This window comes from Collinsella aerofaciens, assembly GCF_019131995.1.
In the GTDB taxonomy this organism is placed as follows: domain Bacteria; phylum Actinomycetota; class Coriobacteriia; order Coriobacteriales; family Coriobacteriaceae; genus Collinsella; species Collinsella aerofaciens_S.
Window position 1 is genome coordinate 1 of record NZ_JAHONA010000004.1, and the last position, 16,276, is coordinate 16,276.

Sequence of the window (16,276 nt, forward strand, 5' to 3'; positions counted from 1 at the left end):
CATCCAAAGATGTCGAAAAATGTCGACTTTGGATGCTGGTGTACATGTTTGGGTCGTATGGGTTGGGGCCCTGGACGGACAGAGCGTGCGTACTAGAGCAGGTTTTCCTGCACCCACGCGATGATGTCGCTCGATTCGTAGAGTGGTTTGCCGTCGATGAACAGGCAGGGAACCTGGCGTTTTCCGCCGACGGCGATGAGTGTCTGTTCGGCATCGGAATCGGTCGAGATATTGCGCTCGGGAATGGTCACGCCGTTATCGGCCAAAAAGTGCTTGACCTTTAAGCAATACGGGCAGCCGGTCATAACGTACAGCGCGAGCTCGTGATTAGTAGCCATAGGTCTCCAATCGGTTGAGGTTTTGATTGAAATACCCAAAGCCGCCGCGGTCTATGCGCGCGTCAACGAAGACTCGATGGCCTGGACCAGAAACGCCGTGGCTCCGGTGGCGCAGGGCTTGTCGTAGTAGTCAACAAAGCGCTGGTCGGCAAGATAACCGTGGGCGAGGCCCAGGTACGCCTCGTCTTGGGGCTCGCATCCCCAGTTGAGAGCAATCCAGCGACGATGCATCGCGACAAGCTTACGAGCCTCGTTGCTCTCTGGGTCGCCAATGCCCATGGCAATTGAGAGCTGGCCCAGAATAGCGCGTTCAAGTTCCTTCATGTCGTTCCATGTCTCGGGGTCCATGTCCAGCAACGCTTCGTTTGCTGCATCGATAGCCTCATCGCCGTAGCGCGCCCGCGCCTCGGCACCGTAGCGCGCCTCGTTTTCCTGCATGGTGCGCCAGCGCTCCAGTTGCGGCAGGACGGCGCCCATGAGCGAGACGGCTTCGTCGAGCGACATGCCGGTGTTTTGTGCCAGGCGCGGGGCACAATCCTCAATCATTGCCTCCATGGTGGTGTCATAGGTGTACTTGCCGTGGTCGTAGCACCACTTGCAGTAATGATCGGTCGCGGTGCCCGTGGCATCGGTGCCGCAGTCGTCGGGCGTGAGTATCATGCCGCAGCTCTGGCAATAGTGCTCAGGCATTTCGAGCAGGTGGGACAGCGGTTCTCCGGTTACGGCGGCGATGAGCTTCATCATGTCGATGCCCGGTGTGACCTCGCCGCGCTCCCACCGGCTGATGGCCTGGCGTGTGACGAAGAGCTTAGCGGCAAGCTGCTCTTGGGTAAGGTGATGGGCGCGACGGACAGCAATGAGCTTTTCTGCAAAGGCCATAGCGGCTCCTTTCTGCTGGTTGATGGCTTAAGCATACGCGGCGGCAGGCGCCCTTCCAAGCAACCGTTGGTTGCACGACGGGGGACCGCGGCGAAGAATTGCGCGCAACGCCCCACGCCTCCATGCCGTACAATGACCGGCATGGAACCTATCGCACGCATACATACCGACCTGCCGCAGAAGTTCGGCATTCCGCGCAACAGCTTTTTGGCGCCCCATCTGCAGGGACGCATTGTCTTTGAGCCGGAATTTGCCTCCAATGCAGCGGTTGAGGGCCTGGACTCCTTCTCTCACCTGTGGCTGCTGTGGCGCTTCGAAAACGGAACGCCCGGCGGCACGGCTAAGGATATTGCCGTCGACGCTAAAACGCAGGACAGGTCCGGCACCAACGCAAAATGGTCGAAAACCGTGCGCCCGCCGCGTCTGGGCGGAGCCGAACGTGTGGGAGTGTTTGCCACGCGCAGTCCGTTTCGCCCTAATCCCATCGGGCTCACCTGCGTCAAGCTTGATCGTGTCGAGCTCACCGACGATGGCCCCATCATCCATGTGTTGGGGGCCGACCTGCGCGACGGTACGCCCATCTACGACATCAAGCCCTACATTCCGTTTGCGGACTGCCACCCGGATGCGACCGGAGGCTGGATCGAGGATGCTCCGTGGCAAGAGCTCGATGTTGAGTTTCCGCAAGCACTGCAGGATATGGTCCCGCCCGCAAAGCTCCTCGGCTTGGTCGAGGTCCTTCGCCAAGACCCGCGCCGCGCGGGCAGCAAGCACGAGCCACACCGCGTCTATCATCTGGCTTACGCCGGGCTCGACATATCGTTTACGGTCGATGAAACCCAGCTAACCGTAGTTGCCGTCAACGACGCGCAAGACTAACCAGCCATTCGTTCGCACCCGTCAAATTAAGCGCCAAACCCCGCGCCAAAACCGCCCACGCTGGTGGACAATAACGCCTACCAAAACAATCAACTTTGCACGGGAGTCCAGCATGAAATACGACTTCACTTCAATCATCGACCGCCACGGCATGGACGCCATCGCCGTTGACTCTTGGGGCGAGATCCCCGGTATGGCTCCGAACGCACCCGACGAGGGCTTCGACCGCATTCCCATGTGGGTGGCCGATATGAACTTTGCCACGGTGCCCACGGTCCGGGAACACATCATTCAGCGCGCCCAGCACCCCATGTTTGGCTATTTCAATCCGCGCCCCGAGTACTTTGACCGCATCATCGAATGGCAGAGCCGCCGCAATGGCGTCGAGTGCCTGCGCCCTGAACATATCGGCTACGAAAACGGCGTGCTGGGCGGTGTCGTGTCGACACTGCGCGCGTATGTCCAGCCGGGCGATGCGGTGCTGGTCCACAGCCCCACCTACATCGGCTTTACCAAGTCCATCGAAGCCGCGGGCTATCGTATTGTCCACAGCCCGCTTAAGCTCGATGACCAGGGCGTGTGGCGCATGGACTTTGAGGACATGGAGCGCAAACTCGCCCAAAACCACATCCATGCCGCGGTGTTCTGCTCGCCGCACAATCCCTGCGGCCGCGTATGGGAGCGCGACGAGATCGAGCGCGCCATGGACATCTATCGCCAGCACGATTGCGTGGTGATCTCGGACGAGATTTGGTCCGATATCATCCTGCCGGGACACAAGCATATTCCGACGCAGTCGGTGAGCGAGGATGCCCGCATGCGCACGGTTGCCCTCTATGCGCCGAGCAAGACGTTTAACCTGGCGGGTCTGGTCGGCAGCTACCACATTATCTACAACGAGACGCTGCGCGACCGCGTGTGCGCCGTGTCTAGCAAGACCCACTACAACGAGATGAACGTCCTCTCCATGCATGCGCTTATCGGTGCCTACCAGCCGCAAGGCTACGAGTGGGTTGATGAGCTCAACCAGGTGCTTGCCGGCAATATCGAGTACTTCTGCGATTACGTGGACGAGCATTTTGAGGGCGTGAGCTATTCGCGTCCGCAGGGCACCTACATGGTGTTTCTGGACTGCACCGAGTGGTGCCGCGAGCATGGCCGCGATATTCAGTGGTTACTCGACGAGGGGGCGCGCGTGGGCGTGGGGTATCAGGACGGCCGCCCGTTCCACGGACCCTGCCACATTCGCGTGAATCTGGCGCTGCCGCTTTCACGCGTAAGGGAGGCGTGCGACCGCCTAGACCGCTACGTTTTTAATGCACGGTAAGTGTGCGCTGCATGCGGGGCCTTCTGCCAAGTCGGCTAGAAGGCCCCGCATGGTAAAACGTCTGTAACCATTGGGCGCTCGAGTGGTTTCATTTGCTATTATTTTTTAGCATTTCAGTCTGTGAATAGGATCTTCTGGAGCTCGATGAAAAGACCCCGTCGCTCAGTTGTCATATCGTTGTTTGTTGCGCTTGCAGCAGCGTGTGCCTTTGTCGTAGCGATAGCCGGCTGCTCCGAGTCGAATGGCAGGGCCTCGACGTCTGCATTAGAAGAACTGGACGCCTCGCAAGTCAAAGACGACGACCTTAAGACGCTCAACGTCGGCAGCGACCTCTATCCACCGTTTGTGTATACCGACGAGTACGGCGATATTGTTGGCCTGGATGTCGAGATATTAACCGAGGCTTTGGCCCGCATTGGTTACAAGCCAAAATACCAGCTGATCGATTGGGAAAAGAAGAAAGAGCTGCTGGCGAGCGGCGAACTCGATTGTGTCATGGGCAGCTTTAGCATGACGGGTCGCGAAAACGAGTATCGTTGGGCCGGTCCGTACCTTGCGAGCCGCCAGGTGGTCGCGGTCGATCCCGAGAGCGATATCTATACGCTTGCCGATCTTGAGGATAAGATCGTGGCGGTTCAGTCCACCACCAAGCCTGAGGGCATTTTGCTCAATCGCACAAATGAAAACGTTCCGCAGATCAAGGAGCTCTATTGCTTTTCGGACCGTTCGTGCCTGAACCCGGCGCTCGTCGAGGGCCTGGTCGACGCCATCGCCGCGCATGAGTCCTTGCTGCTCACCTACGAAAAAGACTATGGCGTAACGTATCGCATTTTGGATGAGCCGCTGCTAGAGGTTGGTTTGGGCACCGCTTTCGATATCAACGATACGCGCGGCATCGACGTCAAGCTCACTCATGCCTACCAAGAAATGCTTGCCGATGGCACCATGGAACGCCTAGTGTCAAAGTACTTTGATGACCCTTCGCCATTTTTGAATGTGGAGGGCCTGTCATGATCGATGCGCTCGACCAGGCCGCTCAGGAGCGGGGCAATCGTTCGGCAGGGGTATGGCTCCTTGTCGCTCTGCTGGGGATAGCGCTCTCGGTTGCTGCCGGCATGATGAGCTACGGTTACATGACGGCCCAAGCCGAGCAGCGCTTTGCCGACGTTGTCGATTACGTGGCGACGCAGAGCCTTTCCTACGATGCATTCAACAGCGCCTATACGACCAAAAACCTGATTCGCGTTATGGAGATCGCCGGAGAGGCTGCCCGCGATATGGAGCGCGACGGTTCGGTGGATAGCGCCATGCTGGAGCAATATGCCGACCAGTTCAACGTGAGCACGCTGATCGTGACGGACGCATCGGGCAATTTGGTGTCCGAGTCCTCGACGGGCGATGTGGGCTACGAGTCGCTCGCTGCGTATCTCAAAGAATCACCCGTGCTGGAGGTGGCAACTCATCCGCTTAAGTCCTATACCGCCCGCATTACGCTTTCGGATGATTCGGTTGCAGACATTGGTTGCGTGACCCGGCGGGATGGCGAGGGTATCGTTATCGCGGTAAGGCATCAGAGCGCGAAGGCGGTTGCAAGCAATACGCTCAAACTGCAGAGTTTGCTCGAAGGCTATGAAACCATCGATAGCGGCAATATCGTGATCGAAAGCGACGGCAAGGTCGTTGCGGCCAATGCCGTTGAACCCACCATATTGGGCGTATTCGATCTGCCTGCAACGGATGTCTTCATTGTCGACGGTATTAAGGATCGATGCCTGGCTGGTAAGGTCAGATTGGTTAACGCCGACGGCGAGTGGTATTTGGGCACATTTGGAAAAGCGCACAAATTCTATGTGTACACCTATGCCTCGGCGCGGCGTTACTTTGAGGTTGTCGCGGCTGTTGCTGCCGGCGTGCTGGCGCTCTACAGCGGTGTTATAGCCGTTGTTGTGACGGTGCGTCGCCGCGCTGATCGCCGACGTTTGACGGACTTGCTGCAGCAGGAGCGCGACTATGGCGACAAGCTGGCAAAGGCGGCGCGTGAGGCCTCGTCCGCCAACTCGGCAAAGACGGAGTTTCTGCGTCGCATGAGCCACGATCTGCGCACGCCCATCAACGGCATTCGCGGCATGGTCGAGGTTGGCAATGCCAATGCGGACGATCTGCAAAAACAGACTGAGTGCCGCTCAAAAATCTGGACGGCATCGGGACTGCTGCTCGACCTTGCCAACGAGGCACTCGATATGAGTCGCCTGGAGAGCGGGCAGGTCGACCTGAACCTCGTGCCCATAAATTTGGTGGCCCTCAACTGTGAAGTGCGCGATATTCTGGAGCGCCAGGCCGAGGAGCGTCTGGTGACAATTATCTGCGACCAGCAGACGCTTGATCATCCCTATGCACGGGTGAGCGTGACGCACCTCAAGCGCTTGTTGCTCAATATTGCCGGCAATGCCGTCAAGTACAACCGCCAGGGCGGCTATGTCCGCCTGGTGTGCCGCGAGGTGGAGCCAGCGGATGGCGTCCCCGTCTATGAATACACGATCGCCGATAACGGTATTGGCATGAGCGAGGAGTTCCAACAGCACCTCTACGAGCCGTTTTGCCGCGAGGAGCAACAGGTGGAAGGCGCCTCATCGGGGACTGGCCTGGGCGCGCCTATCGCAAAACAGTTGGTCGAGCTTATGGGCGGAACCATGAGCTTTACGAGCGTCTTGGGGCAGGGGACGACGTTTACCATCCGTCTGCCGTTCGAGAAATGCAAACGCTCCGAGATTCCTCAGGCAGTTCGCGCGGATGCGGGCGATGGCGATGCGCTCCAGGGCTTGCGCGTTTTGCTCGTAGAGGATAACGATCTGAATGCCGAGATCGCGCAGTTTACGCTCGGCCGTGCCGGTGCCGTTGTGACGCATGCTAAGGATGGCGAGTCTGCCGTTGAGGCGTTTGCCGCGAGCGCACCGCACGAGTACGACGTGGTGTTGATGGACATCATGATGCCTGGCATCGATGGCCTTGAGGCCACGCGTCAGATTCGAGCACTCTATCGCGAGGATGCCGCGACCACGCCGATTATCGCCGTGAGTGCCAACGCCTTTGCCGACGACCGCAAGCTTTCGCGCGAGGCGGGCATGAACGCGCACCTGAGCAAGCCTGTGAGCTCGCAAGAGCTCGTCGAGGCGCTAGCGCACATTGCCGCCGACGCTTCATAAGCATATGGCCCGGTTCCAAGGTTGGTTGGAACCGGGCCATATTGCTATTTGCGAGACCTGCTGAGGGGCTTACTTTTCCTGAATTTGCTTGCCGCAAAGATGCTCAATCGTAATCTCGTAGAGCTGGACGCCCTTGATGTCTTTGGCGATTTCCTCTTCGACTTCCTCGGCAGAAGGGTAGTACTTAAGGGCGAGCTGGCGGACTTTGTTCTCGATAAACGCGGGGGTGTCATTCGCCAGGCGACAGCGGCCAAAGACCACGGTGCTCATAACGTAGGGAGCCCAGTCGCCGTCCTGGTACCACTCGTTGCCGTAAACGGTAAAGCAGACCTTGTCATCGCGCTTGAGTGCGTCGACCTTGTGGCCGGCCTTGGCGCCATGGAAATAAATCTTGTCGTGCTCGGCGTCAAAGAAGTAGTTGACGGGAATGGCGTACGGGTAGCCATCGTCGCCGTTGACGGCAAAGACGCCGCGCTTGCAGGTGGCGAGCAGTTTGCGCGCTTCCTCGTCGGTGATGGCGCGTTTCTTTCGACGTAAGGGCCTAAACATCGTTGGCTTCCTTTCTGGTCGTGCGTGGTGGTTGAGCACAAACTATAGCGAAACGGATCCGTTTTTCTTGATGCGGGCGAGTATGTTTTTGAGCTTGTTAAAGTCGAGCGGTTTGGACAGATGGGCGTTCATGCCGGCATCGTGTGCCGCCTTGGCGTCCTCGGCAAAGGCATTGGCGGTGAGCGCGATGATGGGGATATCGGCTGCATCGACCTTCTCGCTCAGACGAATCGTGCGGGTTGCCTCATAGCCGTCCATGCCCGGCATCATAATGTCCATCAGGATCGCATCGAAGCTGCCGGCGGGATGCGACAGGTACAGATCGACGACCTCGTTGCCGTTGGCGGCGCGGGTGACCACGACGCCAACGGATTCTAGCAGCGCCTGGGCAATCTCGGCATCCAATTCGTTGTCTTCGGCGAGCAGTACGTTCATGTCGGCGAGCGAGCAGTCGAGCGCCCTCTCGACCGTATTCGCCCGCGCCTGGGGGTTCTTGTCGATATCGAGCGGAATCTCCACGTAGAACGAGGTGCCCACATGGAGCTCACTGGTGACTTCGATGGTGCCGCCCATCAGTTCAATAAGCGACTTGACGATTGGCATGCCCATGCCGGTTCCTTGGAACTTGCTGCGCGCATCGTCACCTTCTTGGGCAAACGGCTCATAGATATGCTTTAAAAACTTGGGAGTCATGCCAATGCCGGTATCCGAAACGCTAAAGCAAAAGAGCGCGCGCCCGTTATCGAGTGGCTTGGTCTTTGAACTAAAGGTGACGGAGCCGCCGTGCTTGTTGTACTTAATGCTGTTGTCTAACAGGTTGATCATGATCTGTCGGATATGGGTGGGACTGCCGACCATGTATGGCCCCGTGGCGTACGGCAGACTATTGTCCTGCATGGTGATGCCGCTACTGGTCGCGCGGAGCTTGCACAGAACCAGCGTATTGTCACAGAGCTCTTTGAGGTTAAAAGGCGTATGCTCCAGTGTTAGCTTGCGGTCTTCGATTTTGCCCATCTCGAGGATGTCGTTGATCAGCGAGAGCAGGTGATTGGCGGCAACGCGCGCCTTGGCACGGCTCTCGCGGGCGACCTTGATATCGCCTTCCTTCAATTCCTCGATCTCGATAAGGCCCAGGATACCGTTGAGCGGCGTACGGATGTCGTGGCTCATGCGCGTGAGGAATGCCGTCTTAGCGGCGTTGGCAGCGTCGGCTTTTTTGCGCTCGGTTCGAGCGCGCACGAGCGCCCAGATGAGCAGCACGATGCCGACCGACAACATACCGATGAGGGTAGCGGCAATGGCGGTGCGGTTGCGAAAAAGGAATTGAAGCGTGTCTGATTCCTGGGTCGTGTACGACGTGGAGGAGTAATTGCTTGCGGAGAGCGATTCTCCGGCATTGATGATGCCCTTGTTGATGATTCCCAGCAGCTCGGGCTTTCCGCGCGAAATCCAGCACGAGAGCTCACAGGTGTCAGGGAGCTCGACCGTCTCGTAGTCCTTGAGATCATGACGGTCGCCGATAGTTTTTACACGTGAACTGGGAGCGAGGATGCAGCGCGCCGTTCCCTTCCTGAGAGCGTCGAACACTTCATTGTCGGATTGGTATTCGGTCACGGTCGCTGTGGGGAACAGATTTTCAAGTGCATTTTTGTTGACAAACGATGATTTGGTACAGGCGATGTTCTGAAGGTCTTTGTTCAGGTCGCTGCCGGTGTGGATGGCGGTGAGGGATATGGTCCCCAACGATACCGACTGCGCAACGCCTGTTTGCTCGGCAAACCAGTAATCTCGGTATACCGGCAGCGCAACGTCTATGCTTCCCTTTGACAGGGCCTTTGACATCATCTTGTAGCTATCAAAGGGGACGGTTTTGACCGTAATGCCAAATTTATCGTGCAGCGTCGTCGCAAGCGATGCGAGCGAGCCTTCCATTTTGCCGTCTTCGTCTTCGTTGCAGTAGGGGAGTTTGCCCGTAATGTAGCCGAGCGTGATGGTGTTGTCATTTGCTTTGAGCCAGGAACGTTCGGGGCCGTTGAGCGATGATGAACCGCTGTTTTGGGCCGAGTAGTTAGATTTGACTTCGTCGATATAGCGTGGGTTGACGCGGGCGATTGCCGACATGGCGGCATTGATGTCGTCCATCAGGTCGGAGCGGCTTTTGGGGACGGCAAAAAAGTAGTCGCTCGAACCAATGTAGAACATGGGGGAGGCGCTGGGCGACGAGGTCGTGTCGTTCATGATGATGGCATCGACCTCGTTGTTTGCGAGCGCGTCAAAGAGGGCACCGCCAGTGTCGATTTCTTTATAGGTGCAGGTAATGCCTTCGTTGGCGAGCCACTGCTGGCCAACGAAGGTTTGCATAACGCCGGGGTTGCAGCCGATGGTAAGGCCTTGGAGCGCTCGGGGGTCACCCTTGGCCAGATCGTCGCGATCGGGCTTGGCGTAGATGAAGTAGCGCTCGGTGCCCTCGGGGTTCGAGGAAAAGAGCAGCTTTTGGGCGCGTTCCTCGGAGTAGGAGATGTTGGGCATGAGGTCGATCTCGCCCGCCTCGAGCATGTCCATAAGCTCGGTGAAGGTGCCGGAGACGTATTCGTACCGCCAGCCGGGCGTGTAGTACGACAGGGTCTGGAGGTACTCGTAACCCCATCCCGAGAGACGCTCGCCGGGGGTGCCGTCCTGGAAGCCCTCGTTGTTGACGAGCCAGCCGACGCGGACCGTTTTGACCTGCTGATCGGAGTCGGCGGCAAAGGCAGGGGCGGGCGCGACGGCGCTCAGTACGGCGAGCGCGGTAAGCGCGGCGGCCAGGGTGCGACATATAACTGAACGAAGGACAGTGGCAGCTCTCACATGCAATCCTAACGAATCGAGACATTACCGCATAAGGATACCAGCTCAGCCTGCCCAGCCGGCAGCGGCACCGCTAAACGGTTCCGCCCGGCAGTTGGGGACAGTCCCTTTCTGCCGGCACAAAAGGAACGTCCCTAACTGACGGTTGTGGGACAATACCGAGCGAACGTGATTGGTTGTCCGTGGAAGGGGTCGCGATGAAAAAGCTCAGGACGCTTGCTGACGTGTTGCGCCAGGCGGGCTTCGTGCGCATTACGGAGCTGTTCCTCGTTTTCTACCTGCTGTGCTCGACGGCCGTCTGGCTGTCCGAGCCCACGACCCTCACGTTTGGCGATGGCCTGTGGTTTAGCTTTGAGACGGTCTCGACCATCGGCTTTGGCGACATTCCGGCCGAAACACCGGTTGCCCGCGCCATTACCGTCGTCTTGAGCGTTATCAGCATCTTCTACATCGCCATGCTCACGGGCGTGGCGGTGAACTACTGCAATACGCTTATCAAGATGCGCCAAAAGGACACCATGGCGCGCTTTATGGATGATCTGGAGCATTTGGAAGAGCTCGATCGCGACGAGCTTGCCGATCTTTCGCGTCGCGTGCGCGAGTATCGTCGACGTCAGCGCTAAGACGAACGTCGTGCGCCACAACAGGGAGACAAATATGAACATCACCGTGTACCTGGGTGCCAACACTGGCAATGACCCGGCGTTTCTGCCCGCGGTGCAGGAGCTGGGCAACTGGATTGGCGCCAATGGACACGCGCTGGTATACGGCGGGTCCAAATCGGGCCTGATGGGCGCGCTCGCCGATAGCGTGCTCGATGCTGGCGGACACGTGACGGGTGTGGAGCCGAGCTTTTTTATCGAGGCCGAGTTTCAACATGACGGTATCGACGACCTCATCGTGACGAGCGATATGGCGGAGCGCAAGGCCAAGATGATTGAGCTCGGCGATGCGTTCATCGCCTTTCCCGGTGGCACGGGCACGCTCGAGGAGATTGCCGAGGTCATGTCCGCGGTGTCGTTGGGGCACCTGAGTGCTCCGTGCATCCTGTATAACCTGGACGGTTACTACAACGACCTCAAGGCGCTGCTCGGGCACATGATTGATAAGGGCCTATCGAGCCCGCAGCGCCAGCAAGGTATCTACTTTGCCGACGATTTGCGCGAGATTGCCTCGATTATCAACGGATAAGTCTTGAGCTTGCCCCACTATGGCTCCCAATGGTGCCGTTCGCGGCGCAGACGGCTGGCTCGTTCGGGCAACGCTCGCTCTACAATAAAACGTAACTATGTCGACTTTGACCGCGGGAGGACCCGATGGATAACCTTGCCAAACCCAAAAACCGCGCGCTGTTTTTACTTAGCGTTGCCGTGACCGGTGCGTTCGCAGGTGCCGCGGTCTGGCTGTTCTTTTTTGCGATGGAGCACGGTATCGACTATCTATGGACCGAGATTCCGCACGCACTGGGCGTCGCTTCGCCCGAGCTTGCCAGCGGCCCGTTTGGCTTTTTGCCGTACCCGTTTTTTGTCTGTCTGCTGGGCGGCCTGTTAATCGGTCTGTACGAAAAGATGACAGGCACCAAGACCGATGACCTCAACCAGGTGATGGCTAAGGTTAAGCAAGACGGGCGCTACTCGTACGACAACCTGGGCAAGCTTTCGCTCGCGGCATTGCTGCCGCTGCTGTTTGGCGGAAGCATTGGACCGGAGGCCGGCCTGACCGGCGTTATCGCGGGTCTGTGCAGCTGGGTCGGCGACCGTATGCGTCGCTTTGGCGCCGAGTTTAGGGAGCTCACGCTGCTGGGTACCCAGGCTGCCCTGACGGCGCTCTTTACCGCGCCCGTCTTTGGCTTTGTGGCGCCGCTTGCCGGTAGTGCCGACGACCAGGGCGAAGACGCCGACGATGAGTCCGCGTCCGGCGAGATCACCATCAAGCTGCCCAAGGCGCAAAAGACGGTGGTCTACGGTATTGCGATTGCCGGCGGTCTGGGTACCTACCTGCTGCTTGGCCAGCTTGTGGGCGGCGGCATGGGCATGCCCAGGTTCGAGTCCGCCGAGGTGGGCAACCTAGAGCTTACCTGGCTCGTCCCTCTGTCGTTGATCGGAACAATCTGCGGCTGGCTGTACTTTGTCTCTGAGCACGCGAGCGAAGCGCTTGCCCATGCAATAGGGGAGCGTCCTGTCGTCAAGGCCATGCTAGCCGGTCTGGCGCTCGCCATCTGCGGCACGGTCCTGCCCTACACCATGTTTGCCGGCGAGACCCAGGCCGACGTGCTCATGGAAACCTACTTGACCATTCCCGCCGGCGTGCTTATCGCGACCGGTCTGGTCAAGGCCATGCTGACCCCCGCCCTCATCAACCTTGGTTGGCGCGGCGGTCACTTCTTCCCGGTTATCTTCTCGGGCGTAAGCCTGGGCTACGGACTGGCCATCCTCACCGGCGCCGATCCGGTCTTTTGCGTCGCCGTCTGCACGGCATCGACGATGGGTGCGGTCATGCGTCAGCCGGTCATGGTCGTGGGCCTGCTGCTCATGTGCTTCCCACTCAAGGGTATCGTCTGCATGATCATCGCCGCCGTTATCGCCGCCGGCATTCCGCTGCCCAAGCCGCTGCGCAAGTAGCACGGTTAATCGCGAGTCAACTCCAGAGGGGCGCGAGATGATCCTGTACTTTAGCGCGACGGGGAACAGCGAACATGTGGCGCGTCGCATTGCAGCGGCGACAGACGACAAGGTTGTGTCGATTGAGCGCTTTGATGCCGAGATCCCTCACCTTGTTGTGATGGAAGGCCCCTGTCGGCTGGGGTTTGTCGCCCCGGTATACGCCTGGGGCTTGCCGACGCCAATGATCGAGTTTTTGAAGACTGCCGACCTGTCGATTGCTGCCGGTGCAAAGGGCGGCGAGCGCCCCTATACGTTCTATGTCTCGACGTACGGTTCGACGACCGGTCAATCGGCCAAGTTCGCCCGCGATCTGCTGCACGAGCGTGGGCTCGAGTTAGATGCGGCGATGAGCGTCAAGATGCCTGATACCTGGACGCCTGTTTTCGACCTGTCTGACCCTCAAAAGGTTGAGGGTATCAATAGGGCTGCTGAGGCGCAGATTGATGCTGTGATCGAGGCGGTGCGGGAGCGGCGCACGGGCAATATGATGCGCCATCGCGTGCCTCTGTTTGCATCGTGCGCGTATCACGCAATTGGGCTGCCGCGCATGCAACAGACGAGCAAGTTTGCTGTCGATGACGATCTCTGCATCGATTGCGGCCTCTGCGCCAAGCGCTGCCCCATGGCGGCAATTGAGATGCGTGACGGGCTTCCCGTCTGGACAAAGCCGGAGTGCGCCGCCTGCCTCCGTTGCCTGCACTGCTGTCCCAAGTTTGCCATCTCACGCGGTAAACGCACGGCATCCCACGGTCAGTACAGGCATCCCAGGCCAGGTGTGAGGATGTAGCGGCTGCTGGGCCGCTGTTCCAAAAGTCATTAAGAAAGAAGCCGCGCGGGGTCGTGTGTTTGCGAGCTCGCGCGGTTGTCGTTTAGAGCTTCCTCAGCACGATGGCGATGGTGTTTTGCACAGGCGAAAACGAGCGCCACGCAGATACGGATGGCGGTTGCGACATCGGAATCGGTTTGTTTGATGCCGCATTTGGCCAAGATGGATGTGATGCCGGCAAAGAGTGCTGACGCAAATGCTGCGACGACCCACGACACGGGTGAAATGCCTCCCCAAAGAACGACCGCGCCAGATTTACGGCGCTCGTCCGATGGTACCGTCCCGCCATGAAGCTTTGATATCGCTGTGGTGAGACAGGGGCCATAGTTCGAGAGGGCATTTGGTTAAGGCTCGAATCGAAGGTGAATGGTTTTCCGCGAAGTGAACGAGTAAATCTGGACCCCTGGAACATGCACACTTTTTTCGAACAAAACTGCAGGATTCTTAGACAAAACCGCAGGAATTGAGTCCTTAAAAATGTCGATGCTACAGGGCGCTGTTTTTACTCGTTCACTTCTCGGAAAAGTATTCACCTTCGATATGCTGACGGTGTCTTTTTGGTTGCCAAGAACTAGACGGCCTGCTGTGAGGGGCGGTGGTGACGCTATGCCGCCTTGTTTCATTGAAAAAATAAGCGGGGTACCACCTAAGCTTTTTTAGCTGTCGATTACAGGTCGCGTGTTCGATAAACCTTGGTGCTGACGGTGTAGCTGATTGCACATAGCGCGAGGGCAAGTGCGGCGATGCCTGCACACAGACAGCCAAGGACGGCGGGATCGGGATTCGCTCCGGCAATCGACATGAGCCAGTTGCTGATGGGGTTGGAGGAGCTCAACGTGGCAATGGCAAGGCACCAGAGCAGGGCAAACAGGCCGACGGATAGGCGCAGCGCCTCCATGTGTCCAAATCGGAAGAACAGCGGCTGTGCCAAAAACGCCATCATGAGGGAGATGAGCATCGATGCTGCCGAGGCTATAGCGATCTCAAAGATCGTCTGTCCCGTCGAGGGGATGCCCACGCTGTTGAATAGCGGGATGGAGACGATGCTCAGAAGCGCGGCGGCGCACGCCATGACAGCCGAGAAGACAACGATGCACAGGTAGCGTGCGCAAATAATGTCTTTGCGCGTGAGAGGCAGCGTTGCCCGATAGCGCTCCCATCCGTTTTGATTGTCGAAGCCGGCCAGCGAGCTCATGACCATGATGGGCGACATGGCGCTGACCGCGCAGGCGCCGGCGCTCATGCCGGAATCGCCATCCGACGCGTTGGCAAGGGTTAGCACGACGAAGATGAACAGGCCGACGCCCGCGATGCTCGGGGTGAGCGTGCGAACGATGGCGAGCTCGGACATAAAGGCGCGTTTCATTTCGAAGCCCCTTTCAGCATGAGGCGCAGATAGTCATCAATGGTTGCCCGATCGCAGGGAATCTCGGGAAAGGCTTCGAGCGTTTCGCGACGGTTGGGCACGAGCACGTCCACGCTATAGGCGTGGTGGACGGCACGGGCGCCTTCGACGCAAGCCATAAGCTCGGCGGCCTGTGCTTGGGTACAGTGGGCGATGCCGGCGCGGTCAGTAATGTCCTCGCGCGGCAGGTCAAAAATAATCGAGCCGTTATCGATGCAGATGACGCGGTCGGCGGCGCGATCGAGGTCGGACGTAATATGGCTCGAGAGCAGCACGCTGTGCAGGCCGTCGGAAACAAAGGCGAGCAGCTCATCGAGCAGCTCCTCGCGTGCCATGGGATCGAGGCCCGCGGTGGCTTCGTCCAAAACGAGCAGCTTGGCCTGGTGGCTGAGCGCGCAGGCAAGCTGCAGCTTCATGCCCATGCCGCGGGAGAGGTCCTTGACCTTTGCCTTGGGATCCAAGCCAAATCGGTCGATGAGGCTGGCGAAGGTGTCGTGGCTCCAGGTGGGGTACGCCGGGCCTACGAGTGCCTCGATCTGGCCCGCCTTGAGCGTTGAAGGGAAGGGGCATGTGTCCAGGACGAGACCGACGCGGGAGCGCAGGCAGCGCTGTGTCTCATCGGGCGCGTCGGCGCCACAGCGCTGCCCAAACAGGTGCACCTCGCCGGCATCGAGCTTGATAAGCCCGAGCGCGGCGCGAATCGTCGTTGTTTTGCCGGCACCATTGGCACCAACAAAGCCGACGATCTGGCCGGGCTCCACGGCAAGCGTGACGTCGCGCAGCGAAAAGCGGTCGCTTACAGTGCGTGAGATGCCTTTGAGTTCTAGCAAGTTTTGCATGGTATAGCCTTTCTTGCAGATGGCTACTGCATGGTTTCGGGGGCCACCAGGTCGAGCATCTCGTGCAGTTTGTCGCGCGTGACGCCCAGGGTTTCGGCTTGGCTCGCCGCTTTCGCAAGTAGCTCTTCGATATGGCAGAGCTGGTTTTCGCGCAAAAGCTCCTGGTTGCCCTCGGCGACAAAACAGCCCTTGCCCTGCACGGTGCAGATAAACCCGAGCTGCTCCAGGTCGGCGTAGGCGCGCTTGGTGGTGATGACGCTCACGCCAAGATCGCTCGCGAGTGCACGGATGCTGGGGAGTTTGGCGCCCGCAGCGAGCGTGCCCGATAAAATCTGAGCTTTGACCTGCGAGGTTATCTGCTCGTAGATGGGCTTATCGCTCGAATTGGATAGGATGATGTCCACAGCGGCTCCTTAGCTGATGGGCTACACGTGTATATAACCGGTAAGCACAGTATATATACACTATGCACAGTTGCACAAGAGACAAATTCGGATTGTCAGCGCGTTCATTCATCTCAA

The 16,276-nt window shown here is 58.7% G+C and carries 15 protein-coding genes; 8 read left to right on the forward strand and 7 right to left on the reverse strand.

Features of this window, described 5'->3' with window-relative positions; all coding sequences use genetic code 11:
* Window positions 1–92: 92 nt before the first annotated feature.
* Together KSY82_RS01990 and KSY82_RS01995 are read right to left on the reverse strand one after the other, a co-directional pair.
* Window positions 93–338: a glutaredoxin family protein gene (locus KSY82_RS01990; RefSeq protein ID WP_117763676.1), complete on the reverse strand. Its 246-nt coding sequence runs from the start codon at window positions 336–338 to the stop codon at window positions 93–95.
* Window positions 339–389: 51 nt separating this feature from the next.
* Window positions 390–1,217 carry a TipAS antibiotic-recognition domain-containing protein gene (locus tag KSY82_RS01995; RefSeq protein ID WP_158558640.1) on the reverse strand — a complete coding sequence of 276 codons (828 nt, stop codon included), beginning with the start codon at window positions 1,215–1,217 and terminating at the stop codon, window positions 390–392.
* A gap of 141 nt (window positions 1,218–1,358) precedes the next feature.
* On the opposite strand from KSY82_RS01995, the gene KSY82_RS02000 reads away from it, so the two are divergent.
* From KSY82_RS02000 to KSY82_RS02015, 4 genes are all read left to right on the forward strand, one after another.
* Window positions 1,359–2,096 carry a tRNA (N6-threonylcarbamoyladenosine(37)-N6)-methyltransferase TrmO gene (locus KSY82_RS02000; protein ID WP_254881668.1) on the forward strand — a complete coding sequence of 246 codons (738 nt, stop codon included), beginning with the start codon at window positions 1,359–1,361 and terminating at the stop codon, window positions 2,094–2,096.
* A gap of 112 nt (window positions 2,097–2,208) precedes the next feature.
* Window positions 2,209–3,423: a MalY/PatB family protein gene (locus KSY82_RS02005; protein ID WP_217750161.1), complete on the forward strand. Its 1,215-nt coding sequence runs from the start codon at window positions 2,209–2,211 to the stop codon at window positions 3,421–3,423.
* A 144-nt stretch (window positions 3,424–3,567) separates the two neighbouring features.
* Window positions 3,568–4,437, forward strand: coding sequence for a substrate-binding periplasmic protein (locus tag KSY82_RS02010; protein WP_217750160.1), 870 nt, complete (start codon window positions 3,568–3,570; stop codon window positions 4,435–4,437).
* Window positions 4,434–6,626: a hybrid sensor histidine kinase/response regulator gene (locus KSY82_RS02015; RefSeq protein ID WP_217750159.1), complete on the forward strand. Its 2,193-nt coding sequence runs from the start codon at window positions 4,434–4,436 to the stop codon at window positions 6,624–6,626. Before KSY82_RS02010 ends, KSY82_RS02015 begins: the two co-directional genes overlap by 4 nt.
* A 69-nt stretch (window positions 6,627–6,695) precedes the next feature.
* On the opposite strand, the gene KSY82_RS02020 is transcribed toward KSY82_RS02015, so the two are convergent.
* Complete coding sequence (locus KSY82_RS02020; RefSeq protein WP_217750158.1) at window positions 6,696–7,175, reverse strand: pyridoxamine 5'-phosphate oxidase family protein; 480 nt, start codon at window positions 7,173–7,175, stop codon at window positions 6,696–6,698.
* A 42-nt stretch (window positions 7,176–7,217) separates the two neighbouring features.
* Window positions 7,218–10,022 (reverse strand): ATP-binding protein, encoded by a 2,805-nt coding sequence (locus KSY82_RS02025; protein WP_217750157.1) that lies wholly within the window; start codon window positions 10,020–10,022, stop codon window positions 7,218–7,220.
* Window positions 10,023–10,219: 197 nt separating this feature from the next.
* Here KSY82_RS02025 and KSY82_RS02030 point away from each other — a divergent pair, with 197 nt between their 5' ends.
* From KSY82_RS02030 to KSY82_RS02045, 4 genes are all read left to right on the forward strand, one after another.
* The gene (locus KSY82_RS02030) at window positions 10,220–10,645 is read left to right on the forward strand and encodes a potassium channel family protein (RefSeq protein WP_118259587.1); all 426 of its coding nucleotides are present in this window, start codon (window positions 10,220–10,222) and stop codon (window positions 10,643–10,645) included.
* A gap of 34 nt (window positions 10,646–10,679) precedes the next feature.
* Complete coding sequence (locus KSY82_RS02035) at window positions 10,680–11,213, forward strand: LOG family protein (protein WP_217750156.1); 534 nt, start codon at window positions 10,680–10,682, stop codon at window positions 11,211–11,213.
* Window positions 11,214–11,338: 125 nt separating this feature from the next.
* Window positions 11,339–12,643 (forward strand): chloride channel protein, encoded by a 1,305-nt coding sequence (locus KSY82_RS02040; protein ID WP_217750155.1) that lies wholly within the window; start codon window positions 11,339–11,341, stop codon window positions 12,641–12,643.
* Window positions 12,644–12,680: 37 nt separating this feature from the next.
* Window positions 12,681–13,472, forward strand: a complete 792-nt coding sequence (locus tag KSY82_RS02045) for an EFR1 family ferrodoxin (protein WP_217750154.1) — start codon at window positions 12,681–12,683, stop codon at window positions 13,470–13,472.
* A 706-nt stretch (window positions 13,473–14,178) separates the two neighbouring features.
* On the opposite strand, the gene KSY82_RS02050 is transcribed toward KSY82_RS02045, so the two are convergent.
* The 3 genes from KSY82_RS02050 to KSY82_RS02060 are packed head-to-tail and all read right to left on the reverse strand — an operon-like array spanning window position 14,179 to window position 16,159.
* A complete protein-coding gene (locus KSY82_RS02050) occupies window positions 14,179–14,877 on the reverse strand; it encodes an ABC-2 transporter permease (protein ID WP_217750153.1) in 699 nt (232 codons plus the stop codon).
* Entirely contained in the window at window positions 14,874–15,755 is an 882-nt protein-coding gene (locus KSY82_RS02055; protein WP_195246151.1) for an ABC transporter ATP-binding protein, read from the reverse strand. The genes KSY82_RS02050 and KSY82_RS02055 overlap by 4 nt, the downstream gene beginning before the upstream one ends.
* A gap of 23 nt (window positions 15,756–15,778) precedes the next feature.
* Entirely contained in the window at window positions 15,779–16,159 is a 381-nt protein-coding gene (locus KSY82_RS02060; protein WP_117820855.1) for a GntR family transcriptional regulator, read from the reverse strand.
* Window positions 16,160–16,276 lie beyond the last annotated feature (117 nt).

Excerpts from the sequence above, each read along its gene's own strand:
- KSY82_RS02040 (WP_217750155.1), top strand. The coding sequence starts at position 11,339 with ATGGATAACCTTGCCAAACCCAAAAACCGCGCGCTGTTTTTACTTAGC.
- KSY82_RS02010 (WP_217750160.1), top strand. The coding sequence starts at position 3,568 with ATGAAAAGACCCCGTCGCTCAGTTGTCATATCGTTGTTTGTTGCGCTT.
- KSY82_RS02035 (WP_217750156.1), top strand. The coding sequence starts at position 10,680 with ATGAACATCACCGTGTACCTGGGTGCCAACACTGGCAATGACCCGGCG.
- KSY82_RS01990 (WP_117763676.1), bottom strand. The coding sequence starts at position 338 with ATGGCTACTAATCACGAGCTCGCGCTGTACGTTATGACCGGCTGCCCG.
- KSY82_RS01995 (WP_158558640.1), bottom strand. The coding sequence starts at position 1,217 with ATGGCCTTTGCAGAAAAGCTCATTGCTGTCCGTCGCGCCCATCACCTT.
- KSY82_RS02055 (WP_195246151.1), bottom strand. The coding sequence starts at position 15,755 with ATGCAAAACTTGCTAGAACTCAAAGGCATCTCACGCACTGTAAGCGAC.
- KSY82_RS02020 (WP_217750158.1), bottom strand. The coding sequence starts at position 7,175 with ATGTTTAGGCCCTTACGTCGAAAGAAACGCGCCATCACCGACGAGGAA.
- KSY82_RS02000 (WP_254881668.1), top strand. The coding sequence starts at position 1,359 with ATGGAACCTATCGCACGCATACATACCGACCTGCCGCAGAAGTTCGGC.
- KSY82_RS02045 (WP_217750154.1), top strand. The coding sequence starts at position 12,681 with ATGATCCTGTACTTTAGCGCGACGGGGAACAGCGAACATGTGGCGCGT.
- KSY82_RS02030 (WP_118259587.1), top strand. The coding sequence starts at position 10,220 with ATGAAAAAGCTCAGGACGCTTGCTGACGTGTTGCGCCAGGCGGGCTTC.
- KSY82_RS02005 (WP_217750161.1), top strand. The coding sequence starts at position 2,209 with ATGAAATACGACTTCACTTCAATCATCGACCGCCACGGCATGGACGCC.
- KSY82_RS02015 (WP_217750159.1), top strand. The coding sequence starts at position 4,434 with ATGATCGATGCGCTCGACCAGGCCGCTCAGGAGCGGGGCAATCGTTCG.
- KSY82_RS02050 (WP_217750153.1), bottom strand. The coding sequence starts at position 14,877 with ATGAAACGCGCCTTTATGTCCGAGCTCGCCATCGTTCGCACGCTCACC.